The 18097-nt window shown below is 35.7% G+C and carries 16 protein-coding genes; 9 read left to right on the forward strand and 7 right to left on the reverse strand.

The genetic code is table 11. From position 1 onward, the window contains the following. Positions 1-3: 3 nt before the first annotated feature. Positions 4-1185 (forward strand): aldo/keto reductase, encoded by a 1182-nt coding sequence (locus tag F6K15_RS04495; RefSeq protein WP_293058203.1) that lies wholly within the window; start codon positions 4-6, stop codon positions 1183-1185. Between the two features lie 182 nt (positions 1186-1367). Continuing rightward, complete coding sequence (locus tag F6K15_RS04500) at positions 1368-2015, forward strand: tellurite resistance TerB family protein (protein ID WP_293057593.1); 648 nt, start codon at positions 1368-1370, stop codon at positions 2013-2015. 566 nt (positions 2016-2581) lie between these two features. Here F6K15_RS04500 and rph read toward each other — a convergent pair. Next, positions 2582-3319, reverse strand: a complete 738-nt coding sequence (rph, locus tag F6K15_RS04505) for a ribonuclease PH (protein ID WP_293057596.1) — start codon at positions 3317-3319, stop codon at positions 2582-2584. A 150-nt stretch (positions 3320-3469) separates the two neighbouring features. After that, the gene (locus F6K15_RS04510) at positions 3470-4030 is read right to left on the reverse strand and encodes an adenylate kinase (protein WP_293057597.1); all 561 of its coding nucleotides are present in this window, start codon (positions 4028-4030) and stop codon (positions 3470-3472) included. Positions 4031-4819: 789 nt separating this feature from the next. Here F6K15_RS04510 and F6K15_RS04515 point away from each other — a divergent pair. The 3 genes from F6K15_RS04515 to hpsP all read left to right on the forward strand — a co-directional run bounded on the left by F6K15_RS04515 (position 4820) and on the right by hpsP (position 7949). Continuing rightward, the gene (locus F6K15_RS04515) at positions 4820-5356 is read left to right on the forward strand and encodes a P-loop NTPase family protein (protein ID WP_293057598.1); all 537 of its coding nucleotides are present in this window, start codon (positions 4820-4822) and stop codon (positions 5354-5356) included. 741 nt (positions 5357-6097) lie between these two features. Next, the gene (locus F6K15_RS04520; RefSeq protein WP_293057600.1) at positions 6098-6373 is read left to right on the forward strand and encodes a hypothetical protein; all 276 of its coding nucleotides are present in this window, start codon (positions 6098-6100) and stop codon (positions 6371-6373) included. 397 nt (positions 6374-6770) lie between these two features. Continuing rightward, positions 6771-7949, forward strand: coding sequence for a hormogonium polysaccharide biosynthesis glycosyltransferase HpsP (gene hpsP / locus F6K15_RS04525; protein WP_293057603.1), 1179 nt, complete (start codon positions 6771-6773; stop codon positions 7947-7949). Positions 7950-8501: 552 nt separating this feature from the next. On the opposite strand, the gene F6K15_RS04530 is transcribed toward hpsP, so the two are convergent. The 5 genes from F6K15_RS04530 to gatA all read right to left on the reverse strand — a co-directional run bounded on the left by F6K15_RS04530 (position 8502) and on the right by gatA (position 13779). Further along, the gene (locus F6K15_RS04530; RefSeq protein ID WP_293057605.1) at positions 8502-8957 is read right to left on the reverse strand and encodes a tellurite resistance TerB family protein; all 456 of its coding nucleotides are present in this window, start codon (positions 8955-8957) and stop codon (positions 8502-8504) included. Positions 8958-9676: 719 nt separating this feature from the next. Continuing rightward, on the reverse strand, positions 9677-9856 hold the full coding sequence (locus tag F6K15_RS04535; RefSeq protein ID WP_293057608.1) for a hypothetical protein: 180 nt from the start codon (positions 9854-9856) through the stop codon (positions 9677-9679). Then, entirely contained in the window at positions 9849-11039 is a 1191-nt protein-coding gene (locus tag F6K15_RS04540) for a retropepsin-like aspartic protease (protein ID WP_293057611.1), read from the reverse strand. Before F6K15_RS04540 ends, F6K15_RS04535 begins: the two co-directional genes overlap by 8 nt. 139 nt (positions 11040-11178) lie before the next feature. Further along, the gene (locus F6K15_RS04545) at positions 11179-12036 is read right to left on the reverse strand and encodes an alpha/beta hydrolase (protein WP_293057614.1); all 858 of its coding nucleotides are present in this window, start codon (positions 12034-12036) and stop codon (positions 11179-11181) included. A gap of 270 nt (positions 12037-12306) precedes the next feature. Next, positions 12307-13779, reverse strand: coding sequence for an Asp-tRNA(Asn)/Glu-tRNA(Gln) amidotransferase subunit GatA (gene gatA / locus F6K15_RS04550; RefSeq protein WP_293057616.1), 1473 nt, complete (start codon positions 13777-13779; stop codon positions 12307-12309). 288 nt (positions 13780-14067) lie between these two features. Between gatA and F6K15_RS04555 the strand changes: the two genes are divergently transcribed. The 4 genes from F6K15_RS04555 to F6K15_RS04570 all read left to right on the forward strand — a co-directional run bounded on the left by F6K15_RS04555 (position 14068) and on the right by F6K15_RS04570 (position 18085). After that, a complete protein-coding gene (locus F6K15_RS04555) occupies positions 14068-14526 on the forward strand; it encodes a helix-turn-helix domain-containing protein (protein WP_293057619.1) in 459 nt (152 codons plus the stop codon). Positions 14527-14571: 45 nt separating this feature from the next. Continuing rightward, positions 14572-15540: a histone deacetylase gene (locus F6K15_RS04560; protein ID WP_293057622.1), complete on the forward strand. Its 969-nt coding sequence runs from the start codon at positions 14572-14574 to the stop codon at positions 15538-15540. 739 nt (positions 15541-16279) lie between these two features. Next, positions 16280-16921, forward strand: a complete 642-nt coding sequence (locus F6K15_RS04565; protein WP_293057625.1) for a COP23 domain-containing protein — start codon at positions 16280-16282, stop codon at positions 16919-16921. A gap of 258 nt (positions 16922-17179) precedes the next feature. Further along, entirely contained in the window at positions 17180-18085 is a 906-nt protein-coding gene (locus F6K15_RS04570) for a serine protease (protein ID WP_293057628.1), read from the forward strand. Positions 18086-18097: the final 12 nt, after the last annotated feature.

Raw genomic sequence — 18097 nt, forward strand, 5'->3', positions numbered from 1 at the left:
ATGATGCAGTATCGACGCTTTGGGCGAACAGAATTACCAATGCCAATATTTTCCTGCGGTGGAATGAGGTATCAATATAAATGGCAAGATGTTCCAAAAAATCAAATCCCACCAAATAATCAACAAAACTTAGAAAATACAATTCGTCGCTCCCTAGAATGCGGAATTAACCACATAGAAACCGCTCGTGGTTATGGTACATCCGAGATGCAGCTTGGAGAAATTTTACCCAAGCTACCAAGGGAAAAACTTATTGTCCAGACAAAAGTAAGCCCAAGCGCCGATCCTCAAGAATTCCAAAGTAAGTTTCAGCAGTCCCTCGAATTTTTACAACTAGAATATGTTGATTTGCTAGGCATACATGGGATTAACACATTAGAAATACTCCATCAGTCAATTAGGCCAGGAGGTTGTCTAGATGTGGCGAGAAAATTACAAAGGAAAGGCCAAGTAAGATTTGTTGGTTTTTCCACTCACGGGCCCACTGATGTCATAGTTAAAACTATAGAAACAAATGAATTTGACTATGTTAACTTACACTGGTACTACATTAATCAAAATAATTGGCCAGCAATAGAAGCTGCTAATCGCTTTGATATGGGAGTATTTATTATTAGTCCCTCTGATAAAGGAGGTAAACTGTATCAACCACCACAGAAATTAGTCGATTTATGCTATCCACTCAGCCCGATGGTATTTAACGATCTATTTTGTTTGAGTCATCCTCAAGTGCATACATTGAGTTTGGGCGTATCACAACCAACAGATTTTGATGAACATCTCAAAACAATTGAATTGTTAGATCAAGCTGATGAGATATTACCATCAATATTGGCAAAACTAGAGCAAGAAGCGATCGCTCAACTAGGAGAAAATTGGTTCAAAACCTGGGACATTGGTTTGCCCTCTGTAGAAGATACTCCTGGAAATATCAATATCCCTGTGATTTTATGGTTAAGAAATCTAGCGATCGCCTACGATATGGTCGAATACAGTAAAATGCGCTATAACCTATTAGGTAATGGCAGCCACTGGTTTCCTGGTGCAAATGCGGAACAATTAGAAAAATATGACCTGAGTAAATGTCTTGCGAATAGTCCCCATGCCGAAAAAATTCCAGATATTCTTCAAGATGCTCATAAACTATTAGGAGGAAAGCCAGTGGAACGTTTGTCCAAAAGCTAAAAGTTAGTTTATTTATAGCAGTCTATTTAGGCTGTGGGTGAAAATATATTGGAATTAACACCGGAGTAGGAAAAAGTGCTAATAGTTTTAAACTTTATTAGTTATCTATAATTTTAATTTTTTGACAAATCCTGTACTGATTGCTATATATATAATTAAAATTTGATAGTCTCAAAAAATCTATGTCATATGAACATATTTTTAACAGTCAAGTAAAATGTTCAGAAGAATTAACCTCTAATGAAGCCATCTTTGCTATTGGTTTAATGGTCATGGCAGTTGATGGTGATATTGATATGAATGAAGTAGAAACTTTAGAGGGTTTTTTACTAAAAAAAGGATTTAACGCTAAAGAAGTTGATGCAGCTAGAGAAAAAGTTTTAAGAATTATTCGTACAGAAAAAAACGAAGCATTATTTTCTGCCGCGAAACAGGCACTTCAAGATGAAAAAGAAATAGAAAATGCTTTTGATTTAGCAGTAAAAATTGCAATAGCAGATGATAAAGTAACAGAAGAAGAAAATAGTTTTGTATTAGAGTTAGCCAGGACTCTAAAAATTAGTCAAGAAAAGGTCAATAAAATAGTTGCAGATGCAACAAAGTATTATCGTAATTCTGAAAAATTAATTGAAAAAATTGAGGAAATTTTATCAGAATTACCTATAGGATCTAAATACGAAGGCTATATTAATTCAACTACAGGTTTAAGATCGCTAAATATAAAAATTCGCACCCCAGATAATGAGTTAGTCATACTTAATATTGATGAAACTCGAGATGAAGCTCAAGTAGAAATGGAATTGGAAGAAGCTCCACCTTGGATGCTCTAAATATAGCTTTCCAGAAATTACTTTAAAATTTTCTCATCAGTTACGATTAGATTTAGGAATCATGTAAAAATTAAGTTGTACAAATTTTATCTGGGATAAATTGTGAAATATAGCTTCCATCAAAAAAAACTGTAGGTTGGGTTAAGCGGTAGCGCAACCCAACACATACAATTGAATTTGCACCTAAAACCTAAAACCTACCACCTAAGAACTTTATGATCGCGCTACCCGAGCGGACATGATATTATTCCCTATTCATTAATTGCGAACAAGATGCTGGCACTATTTATCATACCGATCTACCGAACTTGAAATAATATCATGTCCGCTGGTATCGTTTGTGTAAACCCAAGGGTGAATATCTACAGGAAATTTAGGTTTTTTCAAGCTTTTAAGCCTTCTTCCTTCTTCTCTCTTCCTCTATTGGTAAGCATTCCCTCTGTTGGTCGGCATTCCCATGGCGAGGAAACCAGCTCTTGACAGAGCCGCTCCGAATGGCGCCGGGTTCCGACCGCTTGCGTCTGTCGCCAACGCGGGTTCGCACCGCTTCTTCCTTACCTCCGCGCTTACAATACCGATACTACCGAACTTGAAATAACTTGACGTTGAGCTACAAATAACTCTTGAATTCCTGCTTCTGCTAAATCTAAAATTTGATTAAGTTGAGTACGACTAAAGCTACCTGCTTCTGCCGTTCCCTGAACTTCAATTAAAGCAGGTCGAGCATTCATCACCACATTAAAATCAATTTCTGCAGCTACATCTTCAGTGTAATTCAAATCCAAAAATTCTTTCCCCTCCAATAACCCCACTGACACAGCAGCAACCTGATGCACAATAGGCGATCGCTCCAACTCTCCTTGCTGCATCAACTTGTTAATAGCATTCGCCACTGCCACAAACCCCCCAGTAATAGAAGTAGTACGAGTACCCGCATCTGCTTGCAAAACATCAGCATCTACTATAATAGTGCGTTCCCCTAATAAATTCATATCCAGAGAAGCTCTCAAACTACGTCCGATCAACCTTTGAATTTCTTGAGTGCGTCCAGAAAGTTTCATAAATTCTCGTTGTTGGCGTTGGGGAGTTGCACCAGGTAACATTCTATATTCTGCAGTTAACCAACCTTGTCCCGTATCTGCCAAAAACTTAGGTACTCCTGGTTGAATAGTGACAGTGCAAAGTACTTTTGTCTCACCACACTTAGTTAAAACAGAACTGGTAGCAAATTTAGTATAATCTAATTCAAAACTGACAGGACGTAATTGCTCTGGTTGTCTGCCATCAGGACGTTGCCAAGACATAGATATCTATAAATTGATTAATTAATAAACTACTGAGAATTACCTAAAAATTCAGGTATAAAGCCTCTCCATTCATAGAGAAAAAAGAAAAAAAATCCTTTGATCCAATCCTCTTATTTATAAGAAGAGGTAATTCTAAATTCGCGCATTCTAAATTATAAATTCTCGAAATTGCTGTAATATTTGTTGTTGGACTTGGGTAACTTGTTGTTCCCCATCAATAGTAAGTAATCTTTGACGATATTCATAATATTCCAAAATAGGAATAGTACGCTCATAGAATAACTCTACCCGACGTCGCACAATTTCTGGGTCATCATCAGCACGCGATCGCTGTAGACATCGATTCATAAGTATCTCTTCAGATACCTGTAAATAAATTGCCCAATTTAGCTTTTGCCCTAAATCATCTAATAAAAAATTTAGTTCTTCCGCCTGAAAAGCAGTTCTCGGATAACCATCAATTAACCAACCCTGGCTAACATCAGACTCTAAAAGTCGTTGACGAACAAACTGGATCATTGTTTGGTCTGGTACTAACTCCCCCTTTTCTACATAAAGCTGCGCCATCTGGCCTAATGTTGTTTGAGTAGCGATCGCTTCTCTGAGTAAATCGCCAATAGAAATTAAAGGAATCTGTAAATGATTACATAACCATTGTGCTTGAGTTCCTTTCCCAGCACCTGGACCACCTAAAATTATTAGCCTCACAGTCCCTCAACCTGATTAGTCATAACACAATATTCGATTATTTTATAAGAGAATTTCTGACTTCAATACCAGTTTTGAAGCCATTCATTTTGGCTCCTGAGTTCTGAGTCCTGACTTCTAAGAAATACCCTAGCTATTTGTAGCAAACATTTATCAATTTTATATTACCAAGAAATTTTGGTCTAAAGCTTCCCCTTTTAAGGCCGGGCTAATTCATTGCCTGGGGAGAATATTAATATGAATAGGACTTACGCAGATACGCTATATATAGTACTCATAACTATTGGATAATAGTTATGAGTACTATACACAGTGTCTTTGCGTAAGTCCTGATGAAGTACATTTAATTGTGCAAATATACAAATATCTCCATCTCCCATCTGGCCATCCCCCCAAATTCCCCTCCTGGGAGGGGCTAGGGGTGGGTTCCCATCCCCCCATCAATTTTTCGCTCGCGTGACAATAAATAGACCCTCCCCTTTTAAGGGGATAAAAAGCGGTCGAGGGATGGCGAGGAGACCTCGCCATATCCATGAGACCAAGAGAAAAGAGAATTCCGTATTTTCTTGCCTCCTGATTGCAGAGGTACTGATAACTGATAACTGATTACTGAAATGACCTATTTCTTTAAATTGGACATATATATAGTGTAAAATTTGTAGTAGAATCACAAAAAGCACTATATATTGTAAAACAAGTATTGTCCTTGGGCAATGTTTTAGTCCAGCTTACAAACTGGAAAAATTCAGTATATTACCAAAAATAGATTTCTCAATTTTAATTTTCATAATGGTTGCACAACTACAAACCCCTTCTCTAAATATTCCTAGCGATTTACCATACACTGTTCCTGGTCTGGTGCAAGTATTCACCAGTGGTCAGCGCAATTTCTTTACTGATGTTATGGCTCAAGCTTTGAGGATAGCTGGCCAAGGAACTCCTGTGTTGATTGTACAGTTTCTCAAAGGAGGAATTCACCAGGGACATGAGCATCCAATGCAACTAGGACAAAATCTGGATTGGGTTCGTTGTGGTCTTCGTGGTTGTATTGATACGCCGGATATAGATGAAAGTCAGAAAAATTCACTACTGGATTTGTGGGACTATACTCAAAGGGTTGTAGATGAAGGAAAGTATGAGTTAGTAGTTCTTGATGAATTAAGCGTAGCAATTAATTTTGGCTTAATTCCAGATATTGAAGTAATAGAGTTTCTCGAAAAACGTCCTGGTCATGTAGATGTAATTTTGACAGGCCCAGATATGCCAGAAGCAATTTTGGATATGGCAGACCAAATTACTAAAATTCGTCGCAGTCACAGGCCATAAGAAAGAAAGTTTTAATTAGGGTCTGCTGAAAAAATTGGTTAGTGGGGGTAGGACACGGGGACGTGGAGACACGGAGACGCGGAGACGGGGGAACAGGTAATGGTTTGGGTCATTCATTTTATGTTAAGAAATTTTCTTGAATTTCAGCAGAAAATTTCAGTAAATTGATGCCCATAAGAGCCAATAACTAGGAGATAAATTAAATATAAAAAGCTCCATTACCGTAAGCTATCCTGACTTTTAGCAATATTGCAGCAAGCTCTAATTATCTAGGAGATAGGGAAAAAGGAAGAGGTTTTGCTTTCCCAATTCTCTCTTTACCAAGATTAAAATATTAGAATTACTGCCTAATCCTTTATTAAACCATTTATCGTACATTTTTCCTACATTTTCTTGAGAGTAGGCAGTAGGGAGTAGGGTTTCTCGGAATAATATATCTTCACGGTTGTGCCTAGAATTGTTAAAAATATTATTGAAGTTTACTTATTAGTTAATCACTGAAATTTTGAGGGATTACAGCATTAATGTTTATGAATTAGTATAAGTTGATGCTTGTAGAGAAATAATTTTTGTTGTTGTAGAAAATTATCTTTGTGAAAAAATCTTGCAGCTATGATTTTCTTCTAAATTCTGTCTCCTGATTCCTGACTTCTTCTTCAGAGAAGATAAATCCATACTTCGCTTAGAATAATATTTCTGTTACTATCGTTACAGTAAATTCAGAATGTTTAGTTATTGAGCATGAAACAGATATTTTTGGCAGTGCTAAATGTCGCTACGGTCTTATCCATACCATCACCTGCAAGGTCAAATCAACTTAACAATCTTTACGAAAGTTGCTACAAAGATGGAAATAGTCAGAGTTGTGGAAGATTAGGTAGCCTGTGCGGACAAGGAAATGCGCGAGCTTGTAACTTAGTTAATACTGCCAGTAGAGCTGGTATTGGTCAGATTAACTATTATTGCCGACAGCTAAATAATAACCGAGCCTGCAATTTTTTACGACAGGTTAATTAAGCTGGCGGTCCTAGCAACTTAGCTCGTTTGTGCAGTCAGGGTAGTGGCGGAGCTTGCAATGCTCTGAGTGTTATTGCTTGCTATGCGGCAGAGAATTCCAGAGCTGGCAGACCTCCAAAGTGTCGCCTCCTCAATTAGCGGGGACTTTCTATTTGTTTGTTTGGCCTGGTTAATTTTCATGCAACGAGCAAAATGTTAGGCGATCGCTAATTTTTGATTTTTTAAGGCTTGAGAAGGGGTTGCACAGCGATGAATGATTTGAGATTTTTGATTGAATTGGATTGTGGATTAATAAATTGCTAGAATCATTAATATTAGGTTTTTTTAGTCAAAGTCTAAACTAATTTTTGGCAATATCATTCGGCTTTGTGCAACCCCAATATAATTAAATTAAATTATGCGAATATTACAGATAGTACCATCTATTTCTCTTGTTTATGGCGGTCCTAGTCAAATGGTATTAGGACTTTCTACTGCTCTTGCTACTCAAAATATAGATGTTACTATTCTTACTACAGATTCTAATGGGGATATAGGTCAACCACCTTTGGATGTTCCCCTTGATAAACCTGTTAGACAAAATGGATATCAAATTCGTTATTTTCGTTGTTCTCCATTCCGTCGTTATAAATTTTCTCTGAAGTTATTACAATGGTTAAATCAACACGCTTCTGAATTTGATTTGGCTCATATTCATGCTCTTTTTTCACCAGTAACTACTATGGCTGCAACTGTGGCTAGAGCTAACAATTTACCTTATATTTTAAGACCTTTAGGTACTTTAGACCCGGCTGATTTACGGAAAAAGAAATTACTCAAAAAAGTTTATGTTTCTGTGTTAGAAAAGCGGAATATTGCTCGTGCAGCAGCACTTCATTTTACCAGTTTAGAAGAGGCAAAAGTTTCTGAAAGATTTGGTTTATTGACACGAGATTTGGTAATTCCTTTGGGTGTTAACCCCCCAGATAATATTCAGGATGAAAAGTTAGTTAATTATCTTCAATCTCAAGCTATAGAAATTAAACATCCCGTAATTTTATTTATGTCTCGAATTGAACCTAAAAAAGGGCTAGATTTATTATTACCAGCTTTAGAAAAGTTATTAGCAGAAGGGATAGATTTTCAATTTATTTTAGCAGGTGCTAATCCTCAAGACCCTAATTATGAAGCAAAAATCAGGTCACAAATAGAAACTTCACCTCTTGCTAAATGTACGAAAATAACGGGGTTTGTTACAGGGGAAATTAAGGCAAGTTTATTACAGGTTGCTGATATATTTGTTTTGCCTTCTTATTATGAGAATTTTGGTATCGCAGTAGCAGAGGCAATGGTGGCAGGTACACCAGTAGTTATTTCCGATGGAGTTCATATTTGTCAAGATGTGGCAGATGCAAAAGCAGGTTGGGTTGGCAGTTGCAAAATAGAGGATATGGCTACTTTAATTAAGTCAGCTTTGCAAAATGAAGCTGAAAGAAAACAACGAGGTTTGAATGCTAAAGAGTTAGCTAAAAAAAATTATAGTTGGGAAGCGATCGCTACACAAACTATTCAGGCTTATCAAAAAATTATTACCTAATTTACCCCATTATTTAATTAACAGTTATCAGTTCACTTTTTCCAACTCCAATAGACGATTTTTTTTGCTAATTAAATGGATTCGATATTAAGTTTTTGGGTAGGATTAGTATAGGTACTATCGGCTAAAGGGGATGACTTCTTTTAGCCCAATTTTGGAAGATATAGAAGTCGAAGAAAAGGGCGTGGACATATCAAAAGCTTAAAATTTAGACTACACAAGATTTTTGCTTCTTGCTTGTTACTTCTGCTATACAGTTTCAATACTGAAACACTTGTTTAGTGCTAATAAATAACTGTTTAAACCCTCGGTAATACACCTGATATAGCAGTCGAAGCAAAGATTAGGACAGGTAAAAGCTTAAAACTCAGACAACGCAAGATTTCTCCTTCTTCCTTTTTCCTTCTTCCTTCTTCCTTCTTCCTTCTGCTATAACTGATAACTGTTCGCTATTAATTGATTTAAGTCTAAATCGTGATCATCAAAAATTTTTATCTATTAACAAACTTTTGATTTTTTACAAATAGTAAATAACCAGATTTTATTTACTTTTCATAATTTTGATTCATAATTTTGATTATTTCTATACTTTCTAGACTTTTTTTTATTCTCCTGATAGTTTTCTGACTGAGCTTGAAAAATTGCTGAAGCGGTCTCTACAGGCACTTCCAATATCTGACACAAACGAGTTAAAAATGTTTGTTCTTTACCAGAAAAAACTCCATCTATTAAGATTAGATCGATAGCTAATGTAAATGCTGTTTCTTTATATTCTGGATGTAGCACATCGTTGGCTATAGCAACTAAATTACTTATACCTTTTTCACTGAGTAAATTGAGCAATCTATCTAGCATATTTGTAATCTGTTTTTCTGAATAACCTTTAAACATTTCCATTTGCGCCAAAAGTACTATAACTCTTTCTGTTTCTTGATCTAAAAGATAACCATCTGAGGCTATTGCAGATACTGCAATAGCTGCTATTGCTTCTTGTTGTGAGAATGCCATTCGATTTGGATTGTAAACTCCAAGAACCTTATTTAATAAACTCATGTTAGGCTTTGCCTCCCAATTTATTGTTTGTTTATTTCTTTACTATTTTATCTTGTATAACAGCTTTTAATAGTTTATTGGTTCTATCACAAGATTTTTTTTTTGTCAACTAGACTATTGTGAAAAATTGATAATTAATTAAAAGTATTAAATTTGTGCAGAAAGTCTGAATAAAAAACCAAGTTAATTGATATATTAAGAACAATCTTTTGAATCAAGTTAGCTTTTTTTATGATGTTCAACACTGCTCTAACTCCTTGTTGCTATCTTGAATTTTGAGGTAGGATTAATATCATGTCCTGATAATTAGTGTGCGAAAATTTTCTCCTATTTATCTATTTTTATTCTGCCTTCTTTCTTCTTATTTAATTCAACTATTGTGACAAATTGATCATTAATTAAGAATATTTAAAGTTGTGCGGAAATTCTGAAGAAAAAAACAAGTTGATTGATATATTAAGAATAATATTTTGGGTGCATCTCATATTTGCAAAAATACTTTTTTTCCTATATATTCCCTATTCCCTAAAAGGGATAATTTTTTGGCTTTATTCAAAATTGAGATGCTCCAAATATTTTGAATCAAGTTAGCTTTTTTTATGATGTTCAACACTGCTCTAACTCCTTGTTGCTATCTTGAATTTTGAGGTAGTATTAATATCATATCCGGATAATTAGTCTGGGAAAACTTTCTCCTCTTTTTCCATCTTCCATCTTCCATCTTCCATCTTCCATCTTCCATCTTCCATCTTCCATCTTCCATCTTTCTTCCTTCTTCCTTTTTCCCTCCTAACTCCTGACTCCCTCATAAGATTGACATTCTTACTTCTTAATTTATTCCTACATTTAATCATTTCCTAATGGAGTTAAAAGCAAGCTTCCCGTTTCTGGAAATCCCAACTTATTAGACTTATCAAATCGCCAATGTTGCTGATAACGACTAAGAAAATTCTGACCAACAATCCCATCAATACCTATTAAATCAAGAATTTGATTATCAATAATAATTCCATCTAATTGAGATACTTCATGCTGTTGTAAACTCACAGTATCTAACTTTGTTTTCCGAGCAATTTCAGTACCACAAAATCCTAAGACATCTATTTTTTCTGCATTAGCAATATCAATTCCTAATTCATTTGCTAAATTCTGAGATAAAACCATCAAATCTGCTCCTGTATCTAATAGAAACAGAAAAGGTCCTTTACCATTAATTTTTACCTCAGCTAACATAACTCCCATTCTACCTATCAAAGGAATAGCATTATTAACAGAAGAAGAAGGAGATAGTAACTCCAACTGAGAAGTTTGAGGATTAATAATTACATCAAAACCTTTGAGAAAATCTAAACCTAAAACACCTGATAAATTACCAGGAATAGCTGTTTTAGATAAACCCATTCCTTGCAAACCATTTACTGTAGCTGCATCAACTTTTATCGTAGGTAAAGCATGGATATTAGCATTAACATTTGAACAATCATCACCCACAACAAAATAAGATAATAAATCATTGGGAATAGGAGTACTTGCTAAACCCAAATTTTGAGCTATTTTGCTTTCTATAATTGTATTAGAAGCACCTGTATCTAATAAAAAATTTTTAGTTTCCCCTGCCACTATTACTGGAAGAGTAAATACCTGACTATTAGTAAGTTTTTGAAGTTTTACAGTAGCTTTTCCTTGACTTAGAATTTCTGGTAAACTAGCTCCACTTATTTCTAATAACGCCTCCATTCTTTGATTAGCATCTGGGCGAAATTTACCATCTGGAGCTAACATTATTACTCTCATTGTGCATTGCATAGAAGCTACTTGTAACGTTTCTAAAGATGCTTCTGTAGGTTTAACTATTTCTCTTACACATTGAGTTAGTTCTTGTAGAACTTCTTGGGATAGTTCACTAGGTTTTAATGATGGTATTTGAGCAAGGGTAGTAGAAGAATTTTGTTCGCTAAAGTTGGGCTGAGGTGCAAAAATAAAACCAATAATTCCTATAGCTGAAATAATTAATTTAATTGAGGTAGTTTTTGGCATAATACTAAATCTGCTTTAGCTAGTACCTTGATTATGAGGATAAGTTTAACAATTAACCATTAACTATTAACTATTAACTATTAATAATTACCTTCTAGCAACTACCAACTAATTCTATGCCACCTGACATAAAATTGGTCTAAAACCTGCTACCTACCACCTTTAATTGATTAATAAACTTATTAACTCGATCTAAATACTCATCACCAGCAATAGCAGCAACATTATTATGATTTGCACCTGGAACCATATATAAATCTTTAATCTTAGCAGGAGTAACTGCAAATAATTTTTCGCTCATAGAGGCAGGAACTGACAAATCTTCCATACCATGAATTAACATAATAGGTATATCTAATTTCCGTAATTTTGTAATAGAGTCAAATTTTTGATGTAGAAGTAATTTGATCGGAAAAAATCTATAAAATCCTCCTTGATAATCCACCATATCGTGAATAGAAGTAAAAGAACTTTGAATAATTAATCCCGCCATTTTCGGATGCCTTGTAGCCAACTCAATAGCAATAGCACCTCCCAAAGAATGACCATAAACCAGTATATTTTGCGGAGTAATTTCTCTTTGATTAACTAAATAATTCCAGACAATTTCTACATCTTGATAAATTTGTGCTTCACTAGGGAAATTCCCGGTACTAAGTCCATAGCCTCGGTAATCTATTAATAATACATCAAAACCTAACTTATGAAACCGATAAACTTGTTCAACATTTGCTCCTATATTGATACCATTACCATGGAAATATAACAGCACGCCTCGATTTAGTGTGTCAGAATTAGCAGGTATCCACCATCCATGTATTTTTTCTAACTTCCCTTTTTCACTTGAGACAGATAACCAAACATCTTCATAAGAGAGATTTACATTTTCTGGTGTTATTTCTATAACTGAACTAGGGAAAAATATAAATAGCTGCTGTAAAAATACCAAAAATATACAGACAGCAATATAAGCGATCGCCAAAACTATCCCAATCATTAATACCCACTCCAAAACTCAAAAAAAATAATGAGGCCACATAACAAAAACCTATAATTATATCATCAGGATTTACGCGGGCTAATCCAGAAACCCGATTTTTTTGTAGATGTCTACTAAAAACAACGATTTATCCTAAAAACTGGGTTTCTTTGCGTAAGTCCTAATCATGTCCACTTAATTACGGCTACCTGGTTAACTCTCAGTGTCTGGAAGGTGAGGAGTGTGGGAAGTGTAGAAGTTCTACTCTACTTCCCAGAAAATCTTCTCTTAAAAACTAGCTTTCCCCATTTGAGGTTGGCGTTTATACCAATCATTTGATTGTTCATAAACATGAGCAACTTCAAATAATAAAGCCTCCTTCAAAACATTACCAATTAATTGCATACCAATAGGTAAACCTTTTTCATCAAAACCACAAGGTAAACTCAAAGCAGGTAAACCAGCCAAATTAACTGGGATAGTCATTAAATCAGACAAATACATACTCAGTGGATCATCAGTCTTTTCACCCGCCTTAAAAGCAGTAGTCGGAGCAGTGGGACAAGCCAAAATATCCACCTGAGCAAAAGCCTTATCAAAATCTTCCTTAATCAAAGTCCGGACTTTTTGAGCCTTAAGATAATAAGCATCATAATATCCAGCCGACAAAGCATAAGTACCAATCATAATTCGGCGCTTAACTTCCGTACCAAAACCCTCAGCACGAGTCTGAGCATACATCTCCAAAAGATTTTCCGACTTAGGAGCGCGAAAACCATATTTCACCCCATCGTAACGAGCTAAATTGGCTGAAGCTTCCGATGGAGCAATAATATAATAAGTAGGCAAACCGTAGCGGAACCGGGGACAAGAAACAACCTGAATTTCCGCTCCCAACTCCTGTAACTGTTCCACTGCCTTAGTAAAAGCTTGATTAACAACTGGGTCTAAACCCTCACCAAAAGTTTCTTGAATTAGACCAATTCTGATTTGCCCCTTTGGTCTTAAATTCGGTCTCAGGTTCCTCGTATAATTTGGGATAGACACATTAAGACTCGTAGAATCTTTAGGGTCATAACCAGCGATCGCCTGCAACAAAATCGCAGCATCCTCAACAGTCCTAGCAAAAGGCCCTATTTGGTCTAAAGAAGAAGCAAAAGCCACCAACCCATAGCGAGAAACCAGGCCATAAGTAGGTTTCATACCCACTACACCACAAAAAGATGCTGGTTGACGAATAGAACCACCAGTATCTGAACCCAATGCCACCACAGACTCTTCAGATGCCACTGCTGCGGCCGATCCCCCAGAAGAACCACCAGGCACTCGTTCCACATCCCATGGGTTAGCCGTAACTTGATAAGCAGAATTTTCCGTCGAACTACCCATGGCAAATTCATCTAGATTTGTCTTACCCAGAATAACTGCACCAGAATCTAAAAGTTTTTGAGTCACAGTTGATTCATAGGGAGGAACAAAATCTTCTAGAATCTTAGAACCACAAGTAGTAGGGATACCTCGGGTACACATATTGTCCTTCACAGCGATCGGAATCCCTGCTAGTTGTCCAATTTTCTCTCCTGCAGCAATTTGGGCATCCACCTGACGGGCCTGTTCTATGGCCTTTTCTGCCGTGACACAGATAAAGCTTTTCAACTTCGGCTCCAACTGGCTGATGCGTTTTAGGGCCTCTTGGGTAATTTCTACAGCAGAGCGTTCTTTACTTATTAGTTGTTGATGCAGCTCGCTAATGGATGCCATGCCTATACCATCATTCCTAAAGTTCAGCTATTAGATTATACGGTTATATCGAATTAACTAAAAATAATTAACCATCAAAAATTCCTAATTTTTCGTCTTATATAGCAGTCGAAGCAAAGCTTAGAACATTCCTAAATGCTCAAACTAGCCTCAGAGATTACTTCTGACTTCTGACTTTTGAGTTCTAAGTTGCGGGTAGTACTATATATCCCAAGGTAGATTTTATCCGGAGATTGGCACATAAAGGTAGAGAAGATTAAAAACTTCCATAATTTCCTCATAGGAGGTATGCCAGCAAAAGCTAATTTGAAACCACATCTTACGGTAGAGGAATTGAAAATTCGCTACCGACAAGCTCCAGATACCATCGAATCTCGTCGGTGGCATCTCCTGCTTCTAATTGCTCAACAATGGTCTATTAAAAAAGCATCTGAAGTTGTGGGACTTAACTACGATTATGCGAAGGAAATTGTTGGGCGCTACAATAGAGAAGGTCCAGAATCTGTGAAAAATCGCAGTAAGGACCGTCAACCACCACCTGCTAAATCTTTGTTGACACCAGCTCAACAGCAGGAACTTTCAGAGGCTTTACAAGGGCCTGCTCCTGATGGTGGAGCATGGTCTGGTCCAAAAGTAGCTCGTTGGATTGCTCAGAAAACTGGTCGCGACCATGTCTGGCCTCAAAGAGGTTGGGATTACTTAAAACGACTAGGCATTGACTGGAAAAAAAAGGATAACAATGATTGATAATTCTGATCAAAATAAAAAAAGCCAATACTATTTTATCTTGTGATGAATATTCAACCCAAAATTATATATAGTCCCAAATATGACATCCGTTTCTTTGGCATTGAAAAACTGCATCCTTTTGATAGTCGTAAATATAGCCGTACATGGGAGAAATTAATTACAGAATTTGGTTCTCAACTTCTCAAAAACATAACCACTCAGCCTCAAAAACCAGCTAGTCAAAGTGAATTATTAACTGTTCATAATGATTACTATTTAAACCTTCTTAAATCTTCTCAATATGTTGCTCAAGCCTTAGAACTTCCTCCCTTAGCTATTGTACCTAATTGGATACAAAATCAATTTGTATTAACTCCCATGCTTTGGGCGACGAAAGGTACAATAATAGCTGGTGAAGAAGCCCTCAAAAATGGTATTGCTATTAACCTTTCAGGAGGTTATCACCACGCCAGTAAGGAAAGAGGCGAAGGCTTCTGTATTTATTCCGACATTGCCATTTCTATTGCTTTATTACAAAAATCAAATAAGATAAAAAAAGGAGAAAAAGTAATTGTTATTGATTTAGATGCTCATCAGGGAAATGGATTAGAAAGAATTTTCCATAATGACCCAGATGTTTTAATTTTTGATATGTATAATCAAGACATATATCCTCAAGATATTTGGGCTAGAGAAAGCATTAACTATGATATTCCCTTACATTTAGGAACTCAAGATGAGCAATATCTAAGTTTATTAAAGGAAAAATTACCATCATTTTTAAACCAAGCAAGTGAAGTTAAAATAGCGTTCTATAATGCTGGAACAGACATTTATGAATCAGACCCTTTAGGAGGTTTAAAAATATCCGAAAACGGTGTTTTAGAACGAGATAAATTTGTGTTTAAAAATCTTACAGAAGCCAATATTCCTTGGGTAATGGTACTAAGCGGAGGATATACTCAGCAAAGTTATAAATTAATAGCAAATAGTATAAGTTATCTTCTCCATCAATGTTTTATTAATAGTTAGATAATTTTAAGTAGATCGGCGTTAAAATTTGTTAAATAGTTACAAAATGTAAATTCACCTCAAATCAAATTTAGGTCAGAGTTTGGAGTTAGTTTACAAAAATTAATATAGTTAAGTTTTTTTGTGCGTACCTACTCACCGAATAATTAATAATTAATAATTAATAATTAATAATTAAATAATTATGGTTTAAAGCCTCCCCTTTTAAGAGGAAAAAAGCGGTTGAGGGATGGCGAGGTCCCCTCGCCATATCCAATCAACCAAGACAGCGGTCGTTTGCCGAGCATGACCTAGGATGGGATGAATGGGTTTCCTCACCATATCCAATCGACCAAGAGAAGAAATAATATTTCCTTATATTCAATTTCGTAGCGGTTAAAACCTTCTTGTAATTATCAATTATCCATTATCAATTATCCATTAATGAAGCTTATCCATTATCCATGTTGAAAAGAAACCAACACTGTTTAAAACTATATAATTGTCCTAATTTAGAAAAGTACGACGCATTTGCATAATTCATTGAGGTACAGTTAAATACTAATTTCTATTCCCTATTCCCTAAAGCCATACAACTTTAGTAGCTCATCAACTCCAAAAATGCTCTAAATACTTTTCCGGAATCATAGTAAAAATCTTGATAAATTGGATGAAGGTTGTCAAGACTCTCAGTAATAAATAATTATCAATTATTTGTCTGGCAGAACCTGAAATAGAAATCTCTGAAGATTTAGTAGTTATGAAAATCAAGATTTCCACAAAAATTATCTTAGCATTTGCCTTATGTTTCGGGATTAATTTAACTATCAATAATCCTGCTAATGCTAGACCAAAACCTAGATTGCTTTGTGAAATCAAAGAAGAATTATGTCAAAGAAAGGAACAGAATGTATGTATAGAAAAAGAAAACTGTTCTGAAAAAACAAAGCCAGTAGTCAAAGAAGTTCCACCCATAATTCGACCTAATAAGTTTTATTGTGACCGGGGTACAAATGGTATCCCAACTACTTTTGTCAAAACACCACAAGGTACTTATCCAGTGATTCGTTGGGTTTCTAATTATTTCTTATCTGCTGGATATAGTCCCCTTACCCGTTGTCGTCAAGTATCAGATAAATTTCAATTTTTCTATGACGATGGCAGACTAGATTACATTACGACTGGTATTGTTAATCGTCAACCCGTAATCTGTGTTTCTAGCAGAAAGGGAGGTCCTTGCCAAGGGGTACTATTTACTCTCAAACCTCAGCAAAGTGCTAGTGAAACAGTTCAAAAGTTATTTGATATTCGAGTTGGTGCTGCTACAGGTCCACTATATGAAAGTGCTTCCCGTTTCTATTTAAACTTTAATGACTATATAGAAGGTTTATTCAACAATTAATAATTAATAATTAATAATTAATAATTAGGGTTTGCTGAAAAAGTCTTTTAGTAGGGGTAGGAGACAGGAGACAACCCACCCCTCGCCCTTCCCCCTCCCAACCCACCCCTAACCCCTCCCAGGAGGGGAGGGGAGAAATGGCTCGGGAGCGAGGAGGTAGGAGTAACAATTGTAAGAATGATTTTTCTGCACTCCTGACTCCTAAGAAATCGCCTAGCTATTTGTAGCAAACATTTATCACGCTTGGTATAATATCCTTTGAATTGGCGATCGCTGATCTTAACGGTTTGTATTGGTAATGGGTTATTTTGTTTGCCAATACAAGCACTTCCTAAAAATTTTGATGACTTCAAAAGTTCTGAAACTCAAATACAAGTTCAAAATTGTACTGACTGTAATGATTTTTGTACTATTGAAGAGCTTAAAGATTTAGCTAAATCAATCACAGTTAAAGTTATTTCTGAAAATGGTTGGGGTTCAGGAATTATTTTAAAACGGCAAGAACAAATCTATACAATTGTTACTAATCAGCACGTTTTAGATACTCGAGATCAATCTTATCTGATTCAAACTCCAGATGGTAATTTCTATGAAGCAAATCAAATAGAAAATGAAAGTTTTCAAGGAAATGATTTAGCTATATTACAATTTCGCAGCACTGATAATATCTACACTGTTGCATCTCTAGGAAATTCTCATGCTCTTGTTCAAGGGGATAAAATTTTTGCTGCTGGGTTTCCTATTTTAGAAAAACCTCAAGATACAGAGTTTTTATTTACCAGGGGAAAAATATCAATATTGTCCGATAAACCATTAGAAAAAGGTTATCAAATTGGCTACACTAATTTGATTAAAAAGGGAATGAGTGGCGGTCCTCTACTGAATATTTACGGACAAGTAATTGGTATTAATGGGATGCACGCTTATCCTTTATGGGGCGATCCTTATGTATATAGTGATGGCGAGCAGCCTAATATTAGTTTGCGTCAACAAATGAGTCATTTAGCATTTGCTATTCCCATTGAAACTGTCGCTAAATTAGCTCCCCAATTCGCATCTGTACCAAATATTAAAGTGACTCAAACTCCTAGTAGTAGGATTTTCAAGTATTTATTTTTTCCTGATTTTATTGATGTGCTGAATTGGAAATTTTGGCGTTGCTGAATAGTGATACCA

This window comes from Okeania sp. SIO2B3 (assembly GCF_010672525.1).
In the GTDB taxonomy this organism is placed as follows: domain Bacteria; phylum Cyanobacteriota; class Cyanobacteriia; order Cyanobacteriales; family Microcoleaceae; genus Okeania.